This is a genomic window from Methanolobus sp., assembly GCF_016278365.1.
Classification (GTDB): Archaea; Halobacteriota; Methanosarcinia; order Methanosarcinales; family Methanosarcinaceae; genus Methanolobus.
Genome location: NZ_JADQBZ010000004.1, coordinates 141,024 through 160,074 on the forward strand (window position 1 = coordinate 141,024; position 19,051 = coordinate 160,074).

General features: G+C 46.7%; 14 protein-coding genes and 1 pseudogene. 11 read left to right on the forward strand and 4 right to left on the reverse strand.

What is annotated here, in order from left to right:
* Window positions 1–2: 2 nt before the first annotated feature.
* Window positions 3–620: an NAD(P)H:quinone oxidoreductase gene (wrbA, locus tag QZZ22_RS04240; protein ID WP_292462991.1), complete on the forward strand. Its 618-nt coding sequence runs from the start codon at window positions 3–5 to the stop codon at window positions 618–620.
* Window positions 621–685: 65 nt separating this feature from the next.
* Here the strand turns inward: wrbA and QZZ22_RS04245 are convergent, their stop codons facing one another.
* Together QZZ22_RS04245 and QZZ22_RS04250 are read right to left on the reverse strand one after the other, a co-directional pair.
* Window positions 686–1,474 (reverse strand): winged helix-turn-helix transcriptional regulator, encoded by a 789-nt coding sequence (locus tag QZZ22_RS04245; protein ID WP_292462992.1) that lies wholly within the window; start codon window positions 1,472–1,474, stop codon window positions 686–688.
* Window positions 1,434–1,868: a hypothetical protein gene (locus QZZ22_RS04250; RefSeq protein ID WP_292462993.1), complete on the reverse strand. Its 435-nt coding sequence runs from the start codon at window positions 1,866–1,868 to the stop codon at window positions 1,434–1,436. The genes QZZ22_RS04245 and QZZ22_RS04250 overlap by 41 nt, the downstream gene beginning before the upstream one ends.
* 251 nt (window positions 1,869–2,119) lie before the next feature.
* On the opposite strand from QZZ22_RS04250, the gene QZZ22_RS04255 reads away from it, so the two are divergent.
* From QZZ22_RS04255 to QZZ22_RS04275, 5 genes and pseudogenes are all read left to right on the forward strand, one after another.
* Window positions 2,120–2,815 carry a hypothetical protein gene (locus QZZ22_RS04255; RefSeq protein WP_292462995.1) on the forward strand — a complete coding sequence of 232 codons (696 nt, stop codon included), beginning with the start codon at window positions 2,120–2,122 and terminating at the stop codon, window positions 2,813–2,815.
* Window positions 2,816–3,437: 622 nt separating this feature from the next.
* Window positions 3,438–3,911, forward strand: coding sequence for a hypothetical protein (locus tag QZZ22_RS04260; protein WP_292462996.1), 474 nt, complete (start codon window positions 3,438–3,440; stop codon window positions 3,909–3,911).
* A gap of 181 nt (window positions 3,912–4,092) precedes the next feature.
* Window positions 4,093–4,788 carry a hypothetical protein gene (locus tag QZZ22_RS04265; protein WP_292462997.1) on the forward strand — a complete coding sequence of 232 codons (696 nt, stop codon included), beginning with the start codon at window positions 4,093–4,095 and terminating at the stop codon, window positions 4,786–4,788.
* A gap of 20 nt (window positions 4,789–4,808) precedes the next feature.
* Window positions 4,809–5,504, forward strand: coding sequence for a hypothetical protein (locus tag QZZ22_RS04270; RefSeq protein WP_292462998.1), 696 nt, complete (start codon window positions 4,809–4,811; stop codon window positions 5,502–5,504).
* Between the two features lie 374 nt (window positions 5,505–5,878).
* Window positions 5,879–9,897, forward strand: a pseudogene (locus QZZ22_RS04275) (alpha-2-macroglobulin family protein).
* Between the two features lie 51 nt (window positions 9,898–9,948).
* Here QZZ22_RS04275 and QZZ22_RS04285 read toward each other — a convergent pair.
* The gene (locus QZZ22_RS04285) at window positions 9,949–10,926 is read right to left on the reverse strand and encodes a bile acid:sodium symporter (protein WP_292462999.1); all 978 of its coding nucleotides are present in this window, start codon (window positions 10,924–10,926) and stop codon (window positions 9,949–9,951) included.
* A gap of 116 nt (window positions 10,927–11,042) precedes the next feature.
* Between QZZ22_RS04285 and QZZ22_RS04290 the strand changes: the two genes are divergently transcribed.
* The gene (locus QZZ22_RS04290; RefSeq protein WP_292463000.1) at window positions 11,043–11,279 is read left to right on the forward strand and encodes a hypothetical protein; all 237 of its coding nucleotides are present in this window, start codon (window positions 11,043–11,045) and stop codon (window positions 11,277–11,279) included.
* 27 nt (window positions 11,280–11,306) lie between these two features.
* On the forward strand, window positions 11,307–13,973 hold the full coding sequence (gene mutS, locus QZZ22_RS04295; protein WP_292463174.1) for a DNA mismatch repair protein MutS: 2,667 nt from the start codon (window positions 11,307–11,309) through the stop codon (window positions 13,971–13,973).
* Between the two features lie 71 nt (window positions 13,974–14,044).
* Here mutS and QZZ22_RS04300 read toward each other — a convergent pair whose 3' ends face one another.
* Entirely contained in the window at window positions 14,045–15,229 is a 1,185-nt protein-coding gene (locus tag QZZ22_RS04300; RefSeq protein ID WP_292463001.1) for a multidrug effflux MFS transporter, read from the reverse strand.
* Between the two features lie 176 nt (window positions 15,230–15,405).
* On the opposite strand from QZZ22_RS04300, the gene mutL reads away from it, so the two are divergent.
* The 3 genes from mutL to QZZ22_RS04315 are packed head-to-tail and all read left to right on the forward strand — an operon-like array spanning window position 15,406 to window position 18,915.
* Complete coding sequence (gene mutL, locus QZZ22_RS04305; protein WP_292463002.1) at window positions 15,406–17,277, forward strand: DNA mismatch repair endonuclease MutL; 1,872 nt, start codon at window positions 15,406–15,408, stop codon at window positions 17,275–17,277.
* 43 nt (window positions 17,278–17,320) lie between these two features.
* Complete coding sequence (locus QZZ22_RS04310; RefSeq protein WP_292463003.1) at window positions 17,321–18,337, forward strand: cobalt-precorrin-5B (C(1))-methyltransferase; 1,017 nt, start codon at window positions 17,321–17,323, stop codon at window positions 18,335–18,337.
* Window positions 18,334–18,915, forward strand: a complete 582-nt coding sequence (locus QZZ22_RS04315; RefSeq protein WP_292463004.1) for a cobalt-precorrin-7 (C(5))-methyltransferase — start codon at window positions 18,334–18,336, stop codon at window positions 18,913–18,915. The genes QZZ22_RS04310 and QZZ22_RS04315 overlap by 4 nt, the downstream gene beginning before the upstream one ends.
* Window positions 18,916–19,051 lie beyond the last annotated feature (136 nt).

Here is a 19,051-nt window from a genome sequence, read left to right on the forward strand (position 1 = left end):
TGATGAAAATAAACGTTATTTTTTACAGCCTTTACGGGCATATCTACAGAATGGCCGAAGCAGTTGCGGAGGGTGCCAGGGAAGTGGCAGGAGCGGATGTGGGTCTGTATCAGGTTCCCGAAACCTACACGCCGGAAATCCTGGAAAAACTCGGAGCTATTGAGTACAAGAAGGTTTTTGAACGCATCCCGGTAGCAACGTCGGATACCTTGGCCGAAGCGGATGCGATCATATTCGGTACTCCCACAAGGTTTGGGATGATGATAGCGCAGATGCGTGCTTTTCTAGATCAGACTGGCAGTTTATGGTCCGAGGGTGCATTGATTGGTAAGGCAGGCAGTGTATTCACAGCCAGCGCTACCCAGCATGGTGGTCAGGAATCGACGATCCTCAGTTTTCATACGACCTTGCTGCACCATGGCATGATAATAGTAGGCGTACCCTATTCTGAAAAAAGGCAGTCCATACTTTCTGAGATCACAGGTGGCAGTCCTTACGGAGCCTCAACCATTGCAGGTAGCGGCCCGGACACACGGCTCCCGAGCGAGAATGAGCTGGCGATCGCAAGGTTCCAGGGCAGGCACGTGGCGGAGATCACAAAGAGGCTGGTGGGGGAGTGAAATCTCTAAACGAATTTCCATGTTTAAGGGAGGTACAAATCGAAAAGCAGATGTTGAGAACCTAATTATACTTCAAGCCAGTTATCTGAAGCATCTTCTATCAAGTGGTAGTAATCCGGACAGATATTGTAATTATTGTTTTTTCCGTCCTTGTTCATTTCAATAATCTCCTTTTCTCTTATGTGCTTTAGATGCCAGCTTACAGTTGAAGCGCAAACTCCCAGTTTTTCGGCGAGAGAATTGTTGTTTATAGGATGGCCTTTCAATATCTCATATATGATTTTACGATCAATGTCATTCTTGAGAAGGGAAATCAGCGTCTTCTCTTTATCGCTATAAGCAGACCCGTTCATGAAAAAGCGGACTTTGCCGTTAATCCTTTGTGCCATTATCACTTTCTCATTTTCAAGAATATCTATATGATGTCGGAGTGTCCCTAGATTGATGCCGGTGTCTTTCGAAATCCGGTTTAAATGTATCCCCGGCACGGACCTGATAATATTGAATATTGTGTCCCTGCTGGAGTTATTCAGTACATTTGATCTGTTTATTCTCCTGACGCCTCCAAGGACAGGAGCAAATCTAAGGTATTTGAATGTCAGGATAAACTCCGGGGATGAACTTATCTGAGCCACACCTATCAGCAGCACAAACCTCCAGTAAGGTATCTCTATAAGTTCGACTTCCTGGCCACGCTCTCCTGTTGCGGACATGCCAACCCCATCGCTCTGGCTGGGAGTTACATAGTATTCAGCAGCCAGTGCTACAGGTGTATGCAATGCGACAATAAAAAGAAGGAGCAAACTCCCTGCTTTAGTAAGTGAAAGTATTGAAGTAGTAGTCTTCTGTTCCAACTACGGATTCCCCACGTACCTTGAATGTCCATTTTCCGGATTGCAGGTAATTCTGCCCCTGAGTGATGTCCAGATGGATTCTGCCGTCTACACTTCCGTCCGCGTTGTCATAGAACTTTCCCACATATGCTCCGCTGGGTGTGTATATCGCAAGCGACAGGTAATCGCTGGTATCACCCCAGTTGAGGTCAACTTCCAGCTTTTTAACTGTGGTTCCAATAGTTGTTGTATATGTTTTTGTCTGTCCCTGTGTTATTGTGCTGTATGCCTTGATAATAACCGGCTGATGCTCTTCCGTTGAAGAACAGATAGTGTATTCCTCTTTTGCAGAAACAGCAGGTGCTGATATTAAAGCCAGAACCACAAACAGAAAAAGAATTTTCTTTATTCTCACCAAATCACCGAAGAGTTAATAATTTTACAAGTAGATAAGTTTTCTCTCCAATTTCTCGAAATGATTTCATGCTGCTTTTGATGTGAACAAGAAAATTCAGGAATCATCTTCATTTCGATGATCTGCACAGAAGAAATTTATACTTGAACAATACAGGAGTTTACAGGGTTCAACTGCAAATTGTGAGAAAAGAGCTGAACCCTGAGATGCCCAGAGGCAAAGATATTGTTAGTTTTGATTTGGTTTAAAACTTGCGTGGTCTTGCCTCTGGAGTAAAGAAACAAGGTGAAAATGTGGTAAGAAGATTACAAGTAACTTCGCTTCTATTGGCGATGTTGATATTGAGCACAATATTTGTCTCGACCGTGAGTGCAAAAAATATTGTAGATAGTGATACAACAAAAGACAAACAGTTAGAGATTGCAAGACAATTATGGGGTACTGATATTACCAATGGAGAGTACATTAAACAAGTCTTCCCAGAAGCTTATGATGAGTCTCCTGATGCTGCCACAAAAGCATATTATGAAATGAAAATGATCTGGATAGATCCTATGAAAAACAATGAAGAAATATCTGAATCATCGATAAATAGTACACTAGCTAAAACTATTTATTTAGTTGCAGCTAACGGTAAAGTAGAAAAGTCTTCTTCAACGAAGATAAGTTTTTCATCGTATGAGAAGATGGTGCTGCCAAGTCCAACGACACCTATACCACAAATGGCGCAAACTACACAAGTATTCCGAAAAAGTGGAACTAGTGCAGTGCTGGTAGGTGCATCCTATAAAAGTGGAACCAATGTGTACCAAATCTCAACAAGTGGTAGTATTTCCTATGTGTCTGGTGATTATAAAATAATTACCCAATCTACGGCTGTCTGGCCACCCGGATGTGAACCACCTACATGGTATGCGGTAAAAGACTCAGGTTGGAAACATCTTTAATAAATATGCATATTTAGGGAGGACTTATCTCCCTTTTTTATTGTAAAATGAATGATTTCTAGGAGAAAAATATGTTTTCTTACGGATATAGTTTCATGCCACCCGTAAACAATGGGATATATCTAATAGGTTTCTTAATATGGGCCGTTATATCAAGCTTGATGATTCTAATTATTAAAAAAAGGGCGGAGGCAAAAAACCGAATTACTAATAGGTTTTACTGGCTCTGTTGTATAATTATTTCATTGGTAGTGTCACTCATAATCACATTTATACTATTTTAAAAATAGAACCATTGTAACAAGAACAATACAGAACTCGAATATATAAATTTGCAGGAGATAATTATCGGATGCATAAAAAATTGGAACTCTTATAATCGTACTCCTCTTAGCAGGGATCACTCCCTCAAGTGTTGTAGTGTAAATCTTGGCAGTACTGATCCTGGATTGTTTGAAAAAGTGAATGTTCTGTCACAGTATGGTATTGAGAATTGGACCGATTCGACCAGTCCTCTTTATAACCCGGAAGCTCTACAACTTCCTCCCATACATTTCATATAGTTGAAGATAGGTGAATATTACTGCTTTAGCAGTAATATTTCTTTTATTTAGCGGGTATTATGAAGAGAGATCACCAAATATTGACTTTACTGATTTTAATACTCTTGGCATCACTTGTTTACTTCATGACTCCAGTTGGAATTAATGGCATAGTTGAATATAAAGCGATAGAAGGCAGGATGAGTGGAGATATTGTAGAAGGAATCTTAGAGATTATGCCCTCTCATACAGATCAGCCATCAATACGAATCGAAAAAAAGGAATTAGAGCATTCTATTTCTGTTGATGATAATGACATCTTCATAAGTGATTCATTGCATGAATCATTGGAAGGGAAATATATTAGTGTTGAATATATTGTTGCGGTTAAGATAGGTTCCGCCGATCCTGTGAATAACGTGAGGGAAGGAGAAACATATGCTTATTTGGTTGATCGAAATGACTTTAATAGTGTGAAGATCGGGGATAGTGTCATTTGCAAAGTTTCGCGCCACAAAAAATCTACAATTAATAGGATTATCGTTCGCTCATAATCTGAAACGGGCACGCTAAGGATATGATCGGTCATTAGGTGCCTGAAAAATGAATTTCTCAGTCCGATGATGTGGCCATAATATTTATAATAAATTCTGTTAATTGTTCATCACTTCACTGAAAAAATGTGAATTGGGTTTCAACTTTTCTTTCTTTAATCTAATGGGAGAACAAAATCACATGCACAAAACAAAAATCGGATTAATTATACTTGCACTCCTTCTGACAGGGATAGCACACGCAAGTGCTGTTAGTGTAAATCTTGACAGTACTAGTGGAGACGTATTCGAAAGAGTGGCCGCCCTATCACAGTATGGTATTGATAACTGGACTGATCAAGACAGTCCTATATATGACCCTGCAGTTTTCAAAGCATACGGGGAGGTTCCTCCTATTCACAATGCAACACAGATGAATGAATTTGCAGATAAATTACGAAGTGTCAGGGAAAATTCATGGAATGAGACTGACTTTTATCCTAACGGGCATGTAGTCCAATATGGTTCTGATCCGAGATGCGGGTATTTTTTAATAACGCTGTATAATGACGGAACAGCGTATTCTGAGAAGCACACTCAGAAGATATACGATGTTGTAGATAAATATGCAATTAAAAACGGCATTGAAGATGTTCCTGTAGTTTTCGTACTCACAAACAGTACTGATGTCGGCTATGCCGAGTTTGCTTATATGATGTATGACCTTGAAGATGAATCCACGGACAATAACACTAGCCAGGAGCTAAGCACTGCCAATACAACAATCTCAAACATTTCTGAGACAAACACAACCAGTAAATCGATACCCTTACCTGGGATTTTAGGTAGCCTGCTTGCGGTCTTTCTGGCTGGCCTGATTGGCAGGAGGAAACCGTAATTAAGGCGGGGAATTATCACATGCACAAAACAAAAATCGGATTAATTGTACTTGCGCTTCTCTTGGCAGTAACTCCTCATGCGAGTGCGCTCAATGTGAAATATGGCAGCGGTGACAGTCTGGTGCAGGAAGCTGCGACTCTGTCTCAGTATGGTATTGAGAACTGGACCGATCCGGCCAGTCCCATATATGACCCGGCAGTCTTCAAAGCATACGGAAAGGTCCCACCCATCCGCAATGGGACTCAGTTAAATGAATTCGCAAATAAATTAAGGAACATCAGGGATAGTTCCCGGGGGGAAATTGATCTCTATCCACATGGGCATGTCGTTGAATATGGCACTACCCCCATAAATGCATATTTCTATGTTGGGTTGTATGCCGACGGGACGGCATATTCCGAGAAGCATACTAAAAAGATATACGACATAGTCAATAAACATGCAATCGAAAATGGAGTTGAAGATGTTCCTGTGGTTTTCTCTCTCACCAACGATACTTCTTTTCTCTATGCTGGGGAGGTATATGAGTATGCCTATGTTCTTGACGAGGAATCCATTGAGGAAAACAGCAGCTTAGAACAAAATTCTCAAAACGTGTTAGCTTCAAACCTTCAAGATACAAACGACACTAACAAACAGACACCAGCACTTGGAGTTTTGAGTAGCTTGCTTGCAGTCTTTGTGATTGGTCTGGTCTGTAGGAGGAGAATGTAATTTGTTTTCAGGATACCTTTGCTAGGCCATGATGTAGATCCAAGTTACATCTCAGTTCATAACTTCAAACATCGTTGAAGTTTAAGCAAAGTATATACGGTCCTGTTCCTTACATCCTAACTAAAGAAAATTCTTATTCGACATTCTTACGGCATCAGATGTGATGAAAAATGAAATTTCCAGGAGTCAGATCAGGATCATGCGTGCTTTGCATGCTAATATTATTCTCCCTCTTTTCAGGGTGTATAGCTAACCAAAGTGAACTCTCTTCAAACCTCACCGGTCCGTGCACCGGTCAACTTGCAGATGCAGGAGACGAGTTCTTCATACTCGCTCCTAAAATGCTCTTCTCAGGCGGCGAGAGCTCCATAACCATGGCTGCTTTTGAGAATGGTGAGCCGGTCAGTCGCTGTATCGAATATACCCTTGTGGATGAGAACAATGAAGAGATTGCCCTTTTCACGGCGTCCACAACCGGCGCTGGCAATTCCGTAGCTTCCTTTGAGGTGCCTGATGTGAAGGAGGGTCGCTATGTGCTCACAGCAAGACCCGCAGGTTATGAGCGCAATTTCACCGCCACGGTGGAAGTGGTAAGGAACAACCCGCTCTTTATCGAGACTGACAAGCCCATCTACAAGCCTGGGCAGACCATCCACGGCAGGATACTTTCCCTCAACAACAATCTGGTGCCTGTGGAACAGGACATCCTGATCGAGATAACGGATGCAAAGGGCATCAAAGTGTTCAAGGAGGAAATGAGCTCGAACGAATACGGAGTTGCCTCCTTTGACCTGCCCCTGGCCTCAGAGCTTAACCTGGGCACCTGGAAGATAAAGGCAAGTGCCGGAGATTCCTTCTCCAATGTGGATATCCAGGTTGACAAGTACGTGCTTCCGAAGTTCGATGTAACCGTAAGTACTCCGCAGGAATGGTTCCTTGTGTCGGACAAGATAACAGGCACTGTGTCATCTTCATACTTCTTCGGCAAGGATGTGGAAGGGGAAGTGCTTGTGGAAGCTTCCCGCTATGTGGGTGAATGGGAGCAGTATGCCATATATAATGCAAAGCTCAGCAACGGCTCCGTGGATTTCGAACTTCCTGCCGTGGGGTATGCAGCAGGCACCTACGGTGCGGGCGGGCAGGCAAGCCTGATGCTCAACGTGACTGTCACGGACACGGGCAACCATAGCGAGATCAGCAACAAGCTGTTGACCATAGCCGGGTCCCCTGTGTTACTCCAGATCATTCCCGAATCGAGTTATATCAAGCCGGGAATGCCTTTTCAGGTGCTTGTGGTGACCAAGGACCCCGGAGGAAAACCGGTGGACACCCAGGTAACCGTTGATATGACTTTCAGGGATGATTCCTATCGCGATACTGCAGACCAGCAAACCCTATCTACCAAAAACGGTGTTGCACTCCTTACTTACGATGTGCCTGAATCCGCAGTGCAGTGCTATCTCAACGCAGACGCAGACAATGCATATGCATACAAGGAACTGAATGCAGTATATTCCCCAAGTGCAAGTTTCATCCATATAAGCCAGGTCAGTGACGGTATCCCGGAAGTAGGGGATGTCATCACTTTCAGGGTGTATTCCACCAATCCGGGAACTGTGTTCTATGATGTGTTCGCTAACGGCAGGACTGTGTATTCAGGAACCAGCACGGAACAGGATATCAATATACCTGTAACAATGCAGATGAGCCCGCAGGCAAAGGTCGTGGCTTACATGATCAACCCCAACAGCGAGGTTTCCGTGGATGTGCTGCCCTTTGATGTGCAGTTCTCTGCACAACTGGACCTGAAAAGTTCCTTTGACAGCGAGTCCGTGGAGCCGGGGAAAAATGTGACCGTTGACTTTGATGCAGGAAGCAGGTCCCTGATAGGTTTCTCAATTGTTGACGAGTCAGTATATGCCCTGAGCGAAGGCCGGCTCAATCTGAAGCAGGTATTTGATGAACTCGAAAAACGCTTCATGGAACCCCAGGCGGAATCCCATCCGTACTGGTACCGTGAGGGTGCCTATGAGATGCTGGAGAGCGCGGGTGTGACAGTGATGGCATCCCCCGGAATCAGTGTACCCAAATCTCAGAACAGTGTCGGGTGGGAGGCAGCTAATTTTGCAGGTTTTTTTGTTGACATGGATAAAGCCGAGGCAGTTGAGATGGAAGCCCCTATGATGGAAGCTCCCATGGATGGAGGCATAGTTCTTGATGAAGCTGCTGCAGAAGATACAGATTCAGGTGCTTCTCTTGCTGAAGTCCAAAGGGTGCGCCAGTTCTTCCCCGAGACATGGATATGGATGCCTGACATGCTTACCGATGAGGAGGGACGTGCCAGCCTTGAGCTGACTGCGCCTGACAGTATCACTACCTGGAGGCTGCATGCAGTTTCCTCGGGTCCTGAAGGCATAGGTATTTCAGAGGCAAAGCTGAGAGTGTTCCAGGATTTCTTCATCGACCCTGACCTGCCGTATTCGGTTATCCGGGGTGAGGAGTTCCCGGTGCAGATACAGGTTTATAATTACCTTGACAGGGAGCAGAATGTGAAGCTTACTCTTTCGGGTGCCGAATGGTTCGATATAGTAGGCGATGATGTGCAGGAAGTGACAGTTGAGGACAACAGTGTCGGTTATGCAAGTTTCACTATCCGGCCCACCGAGGTTGGCAGGAAGATCATCGAGATAACGGGCCAGACTACAGAAAAGGCAGATGCTGTCAGGAAGGATATTATCGTTGAGCCTGAAGGTGCCATGAGGGAGCTTGTGGAAAACGGCATACTCAAGAATGGTTCTGTGATGATGGATGTTACTCTTCCTGAAGGAATAGTACCGGATTCGGGAAAGGTGCTCGTGAGCTTCAGTCCGAGTATAGTGGCCCAGACAATCAACGGTGTTGACAACTTGCTGGGTATGCCCTATGGATGCGGGGAGCAGAATATGATGCTCTTTTCCACTGATGTTGAAGTGCTCCGCTACCTTGAGGCTACAGGACAGGATAACCCCGGACTTAAAGCCAAGGCAGAGATGTACATAGTCACAGGCTACCAGCGACAGTTGACATACAGGCATAGTGACGGCTCCTTCTCCGCTTTCGGTGAGAGTGACCCTGAAGGCAGTCTCTGGCTGACGGCATTCGTGCTTTCCCAGTTTAGTGGGGCAAGGGACCTTACGACCATCGATGAAGGTGTTCTTGCAGAATCAGCTGGCTGGATAGAATCTCACCAGCTGGCTGACGGTTCCTGGGAGCCAGTGGGCTTTGTGATACATCAGGATATGATGGGAGGGGTCAGCGGCACCTATGCACTGACAGCCTATGTCACCCTGGCGCTTGATGATTATGGCTCAGCCAACCAGGTGGTAATAGCTGATGCCCGTAAGTATCTAGAGGACAACCTTGAGGCCAGAATGACCCATATGCTCTTGCCATTGGCACTCTGGCTTTGCAGAAGTTAGACAGCCCGTTTGCGGATAAAGCCCTGAGTGACCTGCTCGCCATCTCAAAACAGGACGATCATGGCACATACTGGGGCTATGGTGACGGACCGGTACCAATGCCATACGAGCATCGTGGTTATGATTTCATGGTGCCGTCCAGCAAGAATGTCGAGACCACCGCCTACGCCACTCTTGCTTTGATAGATGCAAGGAACCCGGTAGCCAGTTCATCATTGAAATGGATATCCGCACAGCGAAATTCCAACGGCGGCTTTTCCAGTACCCAGGATACTGTCATGGCCTTCAGGGCCTTGATGAGTGCAGCGGCATCAGCAGGCAGGGATATCGATGCAACGATAAAGGTCATTGCAAAAAATAACACCGTCAGGTCGATAGATGTGAACTCCCGCAACTTCGATGTAGTGCAGATAGTCGAGATTCCCGGGAACATTTCACAGGCCAGACTCGAAATGGAGGGCACAGGTGAACTGAGTTACCAGCTGGTGAAGCGTTTCAATGTGATACTGCCGGAAGTCACACAGCAGAAAGAGATAGAGCTTGACGTAAAATATGACTCTGCAAATGTAACCGTGAATGACATTGTGAACGTGCAGACACGGGTGAAATACAACGGCATACGAGGCATCGACGGCAGGGCGACATCCAGCGGAATGATGATCGTGGATATCGCAGTTCCCACCGGCTTCACTCCTGTGACATCAAGCCTTGCATCCCTAAAGGACGAAGGTGTGATAACCCGCTATGAAGTCGCAGGCCGCAAAGTGATACTCTACATCGATGACATGCAGCCGGGTGAGGAAATAAATTTCAGCATCCGAATGAAAGCATTGTTCCCGGTGAAGGCTATCGCACAGGAGAGCAGGGCGTATTCGTACTACAACCCGCAGGTCAGTACCGAAGTGAGTGGAATGGATGTGAACGTAGGTGAATGATAAAAAGGGGGAGAAATCCCCTCCCCTACAATTCATTAACAGTGCTATTTTTCAACAAGCTTCATCTTCGGATACCCATCCTTTCCTGATCCACAGCAGGGTATGGGATATGATTCCCAGCACAGGCAACTCTATCAAAGGACCTATGACCAGTGCCAATGCTATCAGCGGCTCCTCCGGAAAAGCCGTGAGCGCGATTGCCAGCACTATCGGGGAATTGCGTGCAAGAGTTGTGAGGTTCAGGCTGGCAGTATCCTGATAGGAAAAATGAAGATATCTTCCAACTATCTGACCTACCATGAACACTATTACAAAGAAGAGCAACACGGGAGTTATGAGCTTGAGCAATATCAGGGGATTCCGGACCAGGTATTCTCCCTGTGAAGCGAACATGGATATGATCGCAAGGTTCAGAAAAGAAAACTGTACATGATCCAGTTTCGGGAAAACCTTCTCTTCAAGCCAGTATTCCCCCTTTGCTTTTGGCAAGACAGCCTTTGAGACCAGGGACAGGATAAAAGGGATAAAGAGCACAAGGATTACACTTTCAAGCAGCAGGGAAGTATCGATGCTTGCAATGGTCCCTGCAAAGATAAACAGGTATAATGGTAGTAATGCCAGCTGCAGGATAAGGTTCATAGGTAGGATGGATGCGGAAAGTGGTACATTACCGCGTGCAATGCCTGTAAAAAGCAAGTACCAGTCTGTACATGGAGTGACCATCAGCATGATAAAGCCAATCCATAAGGCGGGTGCATCCCTTAAGAAAAAGAACCCGAGGGCAAAGGCCAGCAGAGGGTTGAATATGAAATTAATGCTCCCGCTGACACCTGCAAATTTCCAGTTCCTGAAAGAATTCCCCAATTGGCTGAGGGGAACCTGCAAGAAGATGCCATATAGCATCACCATCAGGAAAGGAACAATAAAAAGAGCCGCATGATTATGGATAACCGGAATCTGGCCAAGGGTCAATCCTGTAACAACAGACGCTAGTATTATGAAGGATTGGTATTTTTCAATAGAGGCCATAAATTACACCCTGTTATTCGAATATTTGGTATCTTACGACCAAAGTATCTATTTCCCTTAATCCTTCCCAGTTTTAAATAGCTTCTGTTGTCCTTGATTAATTGTCTTACTAGAGAATGGGTGATCCATGCGGGCCTGTTGATCCACTTGTGCTGATCTTCATATTCCAGGGCGATAAGATAATCAATCATCAGCTGCACATCCTGTTAATTCCCATGCCTTTAGATACTCCGGACATACTTTGTGTTCTTCATTGGATCGATGGGAACAGGGAGCTGGCCGAACTACATAAAAATGTATGGAGCATGGTGTCTGTCCCCAATGCAAACACAAAAATAGTAACAGCCAGATAATTTGGGAAACAAACCATTCAACAGATTATCATGAACCAGATAACGCCTGCCATGCAGCAATTTTACTCCGCCAAGGAGGAGCATGGGGATGCCCTTATATTTTTCAGGATGGGGGATTTCTATGAATCTTTTGGCGAGGATGCAAAGACCATTGCAAGAGAGCTGGAGATAACTCTCACTACCAGGGGAAGGGACAAGGATGGAAAGGACATGCCACTTGCGGGGATTCCTTATCATGCTATTGACAATTACCTGCCCCGGCTTATAAAAAAAGGCTACAAGGTCGCAATATGCGAGCAGCTTGAGGACCCAAAACTGGCTAAAGGTGTCGTGAAAAGAGGTGTCGTACGCGTTGTTACGCCTGGTACTGCCATGGACCCTTCCATGTTTCCGGATGCCTCGAATAACTACCTTATGGCGCTATATGGGGAAGGAAAGGATTTCGGTATCGCATTCCTGGATATCTCTACGGGTGAGTTCCTGACTACCCAGCTTGTGGACAGTTCGCCCTATGACAGGATAGCAAGCGAAGCTGCACGCATGGGCCCCTCTGAGTGCATCATGCCGGATGCCATTCTTGCCGATGAGAAAATGGTGGAGCGAATCAGGGAACTGAAGATAATCATTCACAAATACGAAGAAGACGCTTTCGTGCATGACTTTGCTGAGAAGGTGCTCAGGGAACATTTCAAAGTTTCCACACTTGAAGGTATGGGATGCAGCGGGCTTCCATTTGCTGTAAGTTCCGCGGGCGCAGCTCTTCAGTATGCCATAGACACGCAGATGAGGGAGCTGTCACAGGTGCAGCATCTCAAGACTTATTTTGATTCGGAGTTCATGGTGCTGGATGCCATCACCCTGCGCAATCTGGAGATAGTGAAGAATGTCAGGGGGGAAGGCAGCGATTCTACCCTGATGAACGTGCTTGATGAAACCATGACTCCAATGGGTGGCAGGCTGCTGCAGAAATGGCTGCTCAAGCCCCTTGTATCCGTTGATGATATCAATTACCGGCTGGATGCAGTTTCACAGCTTCTTGGTAATACTCTTGTGAGGTTTGATCTCAGGTCGCACCTGTCTTATGTGAAGGACATGGAGAGACTCGTGGGAAGGGTGCTGTATGGCAATTCAAATGCAAGGGACCTGGTTGCCCTGAGGCGGTCCATGGAGGCCGTGCCGCAAATAGTAGATTCCATGAGAGGATGCGGGAAATCCGAACTTCTGGATGATATTGTTTCACAGCTCTCTTCCTTCACAGAACTGGAGGTGCTTACGGAACTGATAGGCAGGGCAATAGTGGATGAGCCGCCGGTGAGTGTCAGGGATGGTGGTATGATAAAGTCCGGCTATAACGAGAGGCTGGACGAGCTCAAGGGCCTGTCAAAGAGCGGCAAACACTGGATAGCGGAATTTCAGCAGAAGGAGCGTGACAGGACTGGTATCAGGTCTTTGAAGGTGGGTTACAATAAGGTATTCGGATACTACCTGGAGATTACCAAAGCCAATATATCCCAGGTTCCGGACGATTACATACGCAAGCAGACCATGACCAATGCAGAGAGGTTCTATACGCCCCAACTCAAGGAGCGGGAGAGCGACATTCTCTCTGCTGACGAGAAGATGGTTGCTCTGGAATACGAATTGCTGTGCGAGGTTAACTCAGTCGTGGCTTCTCATTCAAAGCAACTGCAGGACACTGCTGCAACCATAGGTATGCTGGATGTGCTCGCCAACTTTGCGGAAGTGGCTGCAAATAACAATTACATCCGGCCGGGCATCACGAATGACTGCAAGCTGCTTATCAGGGATGGAAGACATCCCGTGGTTGAGAGCGCTGTCCGGGGTGGTTTCGTTCCCAACGATACTGACATGGATTGCCAGAACAACCAGTTCATGCTTATCACGGGGCCTAACATGGCCGGCAAGTCCACTTATATGCGCCAGATAGCGATGATAGTTATCATGGCGCAGGCAGGCTCATTTGTGCCTGTTTCACACGCGTCCATTGGCATAGTTGATAGGGTGTTCACACGCGTCGGAGCCTTCGATGACCTTGCCAGCGGGCAGAGCACCTTCATGGTGGAGATGGTGGAACTTGCCAACATCCTTAATAACGCTACTCCGAGAAGCCTGGTGCTGCTGGACGAGATCGGCAGGGGCACCAGCACCTACGATGGTTACAGCATAGCAAAGGCCGTGGTGGAGTACATCCATAACAAGGGACGTGTCGGTGTGAGGTCGCTCTTTGCCACCCACTATCACCAGCTGACCGAGATCGCAGGTAACCTGAAAAGGGTGAAGAACTTCCACATTGCAGTAAAAGAAGAAGGTGACGATCTGGTCTTCCTGCGAAAGATCGTGCCTGGTGCCACAGACAAAAGTTATGGTATCCATGTGGCAAGGATTGCCGGTGTCCCCCTCAGCGTAACCAAGAGGGCCAGGGAAATACTGGAGGATATCGAGAACGAGAGCGCTATCAGTATGACCGATGCCAAGGTAGGCAGGAAGCATCGCAACAATGCGAAGTACACCCAGCTGATACTCTTCGACCAGGCTACCTCTGAAAAAGAAAGCAAACAACATCCTGTTGTGGAGGAACTGAGGGAGCTGGATGTCAATTCACTCACACCTCTTGAGGCACTCAATAAGTTGAGCCAGATGAAGATTCGGCTCTCAGGGGAAGTAGGCAAGTGAGCTGAAGTGCGCAATATGAACTCTTTTTTCACATCAGCAATCAATATCCGTCTTTGAAACTTGCTTTAGTTCTATTGATTTTTGCCAATACTTTTCCTTTTTTGTAATATCATCCAGGCAACCAGCACAAGAGCACCGCAACTTAAGGCAATGATACCCAATATCTGTATCTGGGCCATCCAGTCCTGGGATACCAGCCACATGCCCACAGCTCCAAGGGTGAAGTACGTGAATATCAATAAAGAAGATGCAGAGCCTGCATCTTTGCGTACCTGCTCAAGTACGAGATGATTGCTCGGTGGCCTGCTGATGCCGATGGAATATGTTATCATTGCCATGGGGATGGCAAAGCTCCATGGTCCACGCTGGCCCATAACGAGGATAAGCGCCCCTCCAAGCGCGATTCCTGCAAAACCGGCTGTCATGATATACTTGGAGTCTATTCTGTATGTAAGTTTAAGGTATGATATCGACCCGGCCATTAATGCTAAGGCATTGAAGGCGAAGAAATAACCGAAATTCTGTTCGCTCAGGCCAAACCCAGTGATGTATAAAGCAGAAGAGCCGGCAATGAAACTGTATAATGGTAAAAGACTTACAGACATTACCAGGACCATGATGACATAGCTTTTGTTAAGCAGCAGATCCCTATAGGAATGCATGACCCTTGACATAGGTGTTTCTGATGCTTCTTTCAGTGTTTCTGGTGTCCTGAGAACTCCAAGGAGGCCTATCACGCCCATCATACCCTGGGCAAAGAATATCCATTGCCATGAAAGGTATGCCAGTATCCATCCTCCAAGGATGGGGGCGAACATAGGAGCCAATGCCATGATTATGGCTATATAGGCAAGGACTCTCTCTCTTTCTTTCCCTGAAAAGATATCTTTAGTCATCGCCATGGACAAAGATGCGCTGGCAGCAGCTCCAGCAGCCTGTAGTATTCGGAATGCTATCAATGCGGCTGCACTGTTAGCCAGAGCACAGAGCATACTGGCAAATATGTACAATGAAATGCCGACAATGAGAGGTTTCCGGCGCCCGTATCTGTCTGATATGGGGCCGTAGAAAAGCAGGAAGAAGCCATAGGTTACGAAAAAAGCAATAAGGATCAAATTGATCACTGCCAGGGGCTTGTCCCATATTATAGCAAGAGATGGGATGGCTGGCAGGATCATATCCGTCGAAAATGCTGGAAAGGCTGTTAAAAGTGCTAGTAAAGGCACTATTTTTTCAATTTCCCCGGTATCTTTCATCTTAGACCTTCTAATTATATGCTGCCTCTAAAAAGCCAAACAGATATAATTCTTATCTATGGTATATTCTCTGACAGAAAATATACATTAATTCAGTCAAGGAAAAGTATGTGTATTCCCTGATACTTCTTAGGAAAGGCTTAAGATTGCTGTATGTGAGAAAGGAGAGAGCGAAAATGACGGACGATGCATGTGATTTGCAAGATTCCAGGATACATCTGCTGGACGAGTCCACGATAAATAAAATAGCTGCAGGAGAAGTCATCGAGCGCCCTGCATCTGTGGTCAAGGAACTCATAGATAATTCAATTGATGCCAATGCCACTGATATTCGAGTGGAAATAAGGGGGTCTGGCACGAAAAGTATACTTATCATCGACAATGGTTCGGGAATGGGTCATCAGGATGCTTCGCTGGCTTTCATGAAGCATGCTACCAGTAAGATAAGCAGTATCGATGACCTCGAGCGTGTCCTCACTCTGGGTTTCAGAGGGGAAGCGCTCGCATCCATAGCCTCGGTCTCAAAGGTTGAACTCGTCACAAGGCAGGAAAGCGATATCTCGGGTACGAAGATAATTGTGGACAGCAGCGGCATAAAGGATATCTCCTCTGCAGGCTCGGCTGTGGGAACCTCTATCTCTGTAAGCGACCTTTTTTACAGTACCCCTGCACGGAAAAAGTATCTGAAAACCTTGCGTACAGAGCTTGCTAATGTCACTGATGTGGTCACAAGGCATGCAGTAGCGCATCCGGAAATATCTTTCACTCTTGTAAGTGATGGCAAGGTAGTCATGAGGTCTCCGAGCTCCGGCGACCTTTTTGGCAGCATAGTGCACCTTTACGGTGCAGATGTTGCCCGCTCATTAGTTCCAGTGGAACTACATTCAGAGTTTGTATCCATATCCGGATACATATCAAAACCCGAACTTACCAGAAGCGGAACGGACCTGCAAGCTTTCTTCATTAATGGCAGAAGCATTTATTCAAGGGCTATAAGCAATGCTGTCAGGCTGGGTTACTACACGCTTCTTCCCAAGGGACGCTATCCGGCAGCTTTCCTGAAGTTTGACATCGACCCAGTTCATGTTGATGTGAATGTGCATCCCACAAAAAGAGAAGTTCGGCTGAGCCAAGAAAAAGAGATAGAATCTGCCATAATCACGGCAGTTGAGCAGGCCCTCAGCACAGCAGACCTCATCCCTGAGCTCAGGGTTGCGAAGGAGAGCACCCTCCAGTCAAAGATATATGAGCCGGAGCCAGCGGGACTTCCGGTGGAAAAAGAAGGCTTTGGGGGGTATTATCCGGAAAGTCGTGAACAGCGCACTGAAGAGTACAGGCAGGAACTGCATCAGGAAAAACCTGTCCTTATTAAAGAGAATAGCCAGCCTTACCAGTATCCGATGAAAGATACCCAGAAGCGGCTGACGAAGAGTGAGAGGCTTCAGGCGCAGCATGTACCTCCCGTGAGAAAAGGTGAGGTTCCGGATGTGAAGGTGCTTGGGCAGTTCTCCGATCTTTACATAATAACAGAAACAGAAGGGAAACTTGTACTGGTGGACCAGCATGCAGCCCACGAGCGCATCATGTACGAGCAGGTGCTCAAGATGCGGGATATGGGTTGGCAGGAGCTTATCACCCCCGTGACCCTTGAGCTCAGTACAAAGGAAATGGCCATTATAGAGGATTATATACCTTTCCTGGAGCAGATCGGCTTTTCCATGTCCGAGTTCGGGTCCGGTAGCTATGTGGTCACGACAGTGCCAAGCATTTTTGGCAGGCTGGAAGACCCGGAAATCGTTCACGATATCATCTCGGACCTGGTATCAGGCGGGAGGATCAAGGAGGACACACAGGTGTATGACCGCCTGTGCAGCACCATGGCCTGCAGGGCGGCGATAAAAGCAGGTGCGGTATGCACCCAGGAGCAGATGCTTGGGCTTCTGAGGCAACTGATGTTATGCGACAATCCATATACATGTCCGCATGGGCGGCCTACTATGGTATCCTTCACAAAGGAGGAGCTGGGTAAGATGTTTGGCAGAACGTGACTTGTCGGTAAATTTTAAAAGTATGAACTACAATTGACCTGAGATGATCGACCCGGTAAACAAATCCAAGATACCAGAAGAATGGCTTGAACGCTCACAGATGTCCCGCAAGGAACTGGAAGAAGGTATAAGGAGCGGAATGCTGGTTGTACTTAGCAATGGCTCGGTGTTAAAGAGAGGTTATACTACCGGGACAACGGCTGCACTTGCTGCAAAGGCTGCGGTGCTCTCTCTTGGTACGGATGTGTTCCATGTATCAGTCCCCACACCAGTAGGCCTGCGTGCCGAACTTGACGTCAAGGCAAGTAAGGGGCATGCTGTTGCAGTCAAGATCAATAACGATCATGAATCTGATATCACCCGCGGGCTTGAATTCGCAGCCGATGCCAAGGAGGCTGATGGAATTGTGGTGAATGCCGGCCAGGGTGTCGGTATCGTCACACGCAGCGGGCTTGAATCCAAGAAAGGGCACCCTGCCATTAATCCGCGGCCCATGGAGCAAATAGTTGCCTCCATAACAGAGGCTGTGGAAGAGCTGAATCTCAGGGGTGCCGAAGTCACCATCTATCTCCCGCAGGGAAAGGAAATCGCAAAGCAGACTCTCAACAATCGCATAGGTATCGTTGATGGCATATCAATCCTCGGGACTACCGGTTTTGTAGAGCCCTGGAACGATCATCTTGGGGAGATGAAAGGGGATTTGATAAGAGAGTCCGACAAAGTGGTACTTACTACCGGCAGGATAGGCATCAGGTATTCGACCATGCTATTTCCGGAGTATACTGTCGTGCTTGCCGGAAGCCGTATCGATGAAGCTCTTGAGGCTGCAACCGGGGACGTTGTCATATGCGGCCTGCCAGGTCTTGTCCTGAAGTGGGGAAACCCTGACATGCTCAAGGACAGCGGATTTGCCACCGTTGTTGAGATGCTTGAGCTTGACCCCGGCAACGAGCGGCTCAGGAAAGCCTTTGAGATGGCAATAGAGAAAGGCAAAGGAGCACGCATCGTCGTTGTTGACCGCGACGGAACGGTCCTCATGGACAGCGGGGATGGAATATGATCATCGTAGGTGTGGGTGTCGGTCCGAAGATGCTGACACAGGAGGCAATAGATGTTATCAGTGCAGCACCTGTGATCTATGGTTCTGAAAGGGCGATAGAGCTTGCCAGGGATCACATTAAGTGTGAAGCCCACCCTATCAAGAGTTTCAAGAACCTGCATCTTTTGCCCTCAGATGCAGTTGTACTCTCTACCGGAGATCCCATGTTCTCCGGGCTGGGAAAATTCGCAGGAGGACATGACAGGGTTGTCACCGGCGTTTCATCAATACAGGCGTCATGCGCACGCTTCCATGTGGAGATGTCAAATCTGGCCATGATAACAGCGCATGGCAGGGATCCGGCTCCGGCAAAAGAAGCTCTTATCCGTGAATTGTCTCTGGGAAAGAATATTTTCCTGTTACCTGCTGACAACTTCGGGCCGGCTGAGGTCGCAGGGATTCTGGAAGAAATGGATATCGATGCGAAAATATGTATCTATGAGGATATTGGCTACCCTGATGAACGGTCCGCTGTCGGCACTGTGAGCGAGCCACCTCTGAACAAGTCGGATGTGTACTGTTTGATGGTTGTCAGATAATATCAAGTAAAGTTACTTTTTTTAAGCTCTGTTCTATTATTGTATCTGCGGTTTTGAAGGACTGTGTGAATTGTATTATTTCCAATCAGCCTATTATCAACACATATGTATGTATATAAGTTACTTCAACGTGGAT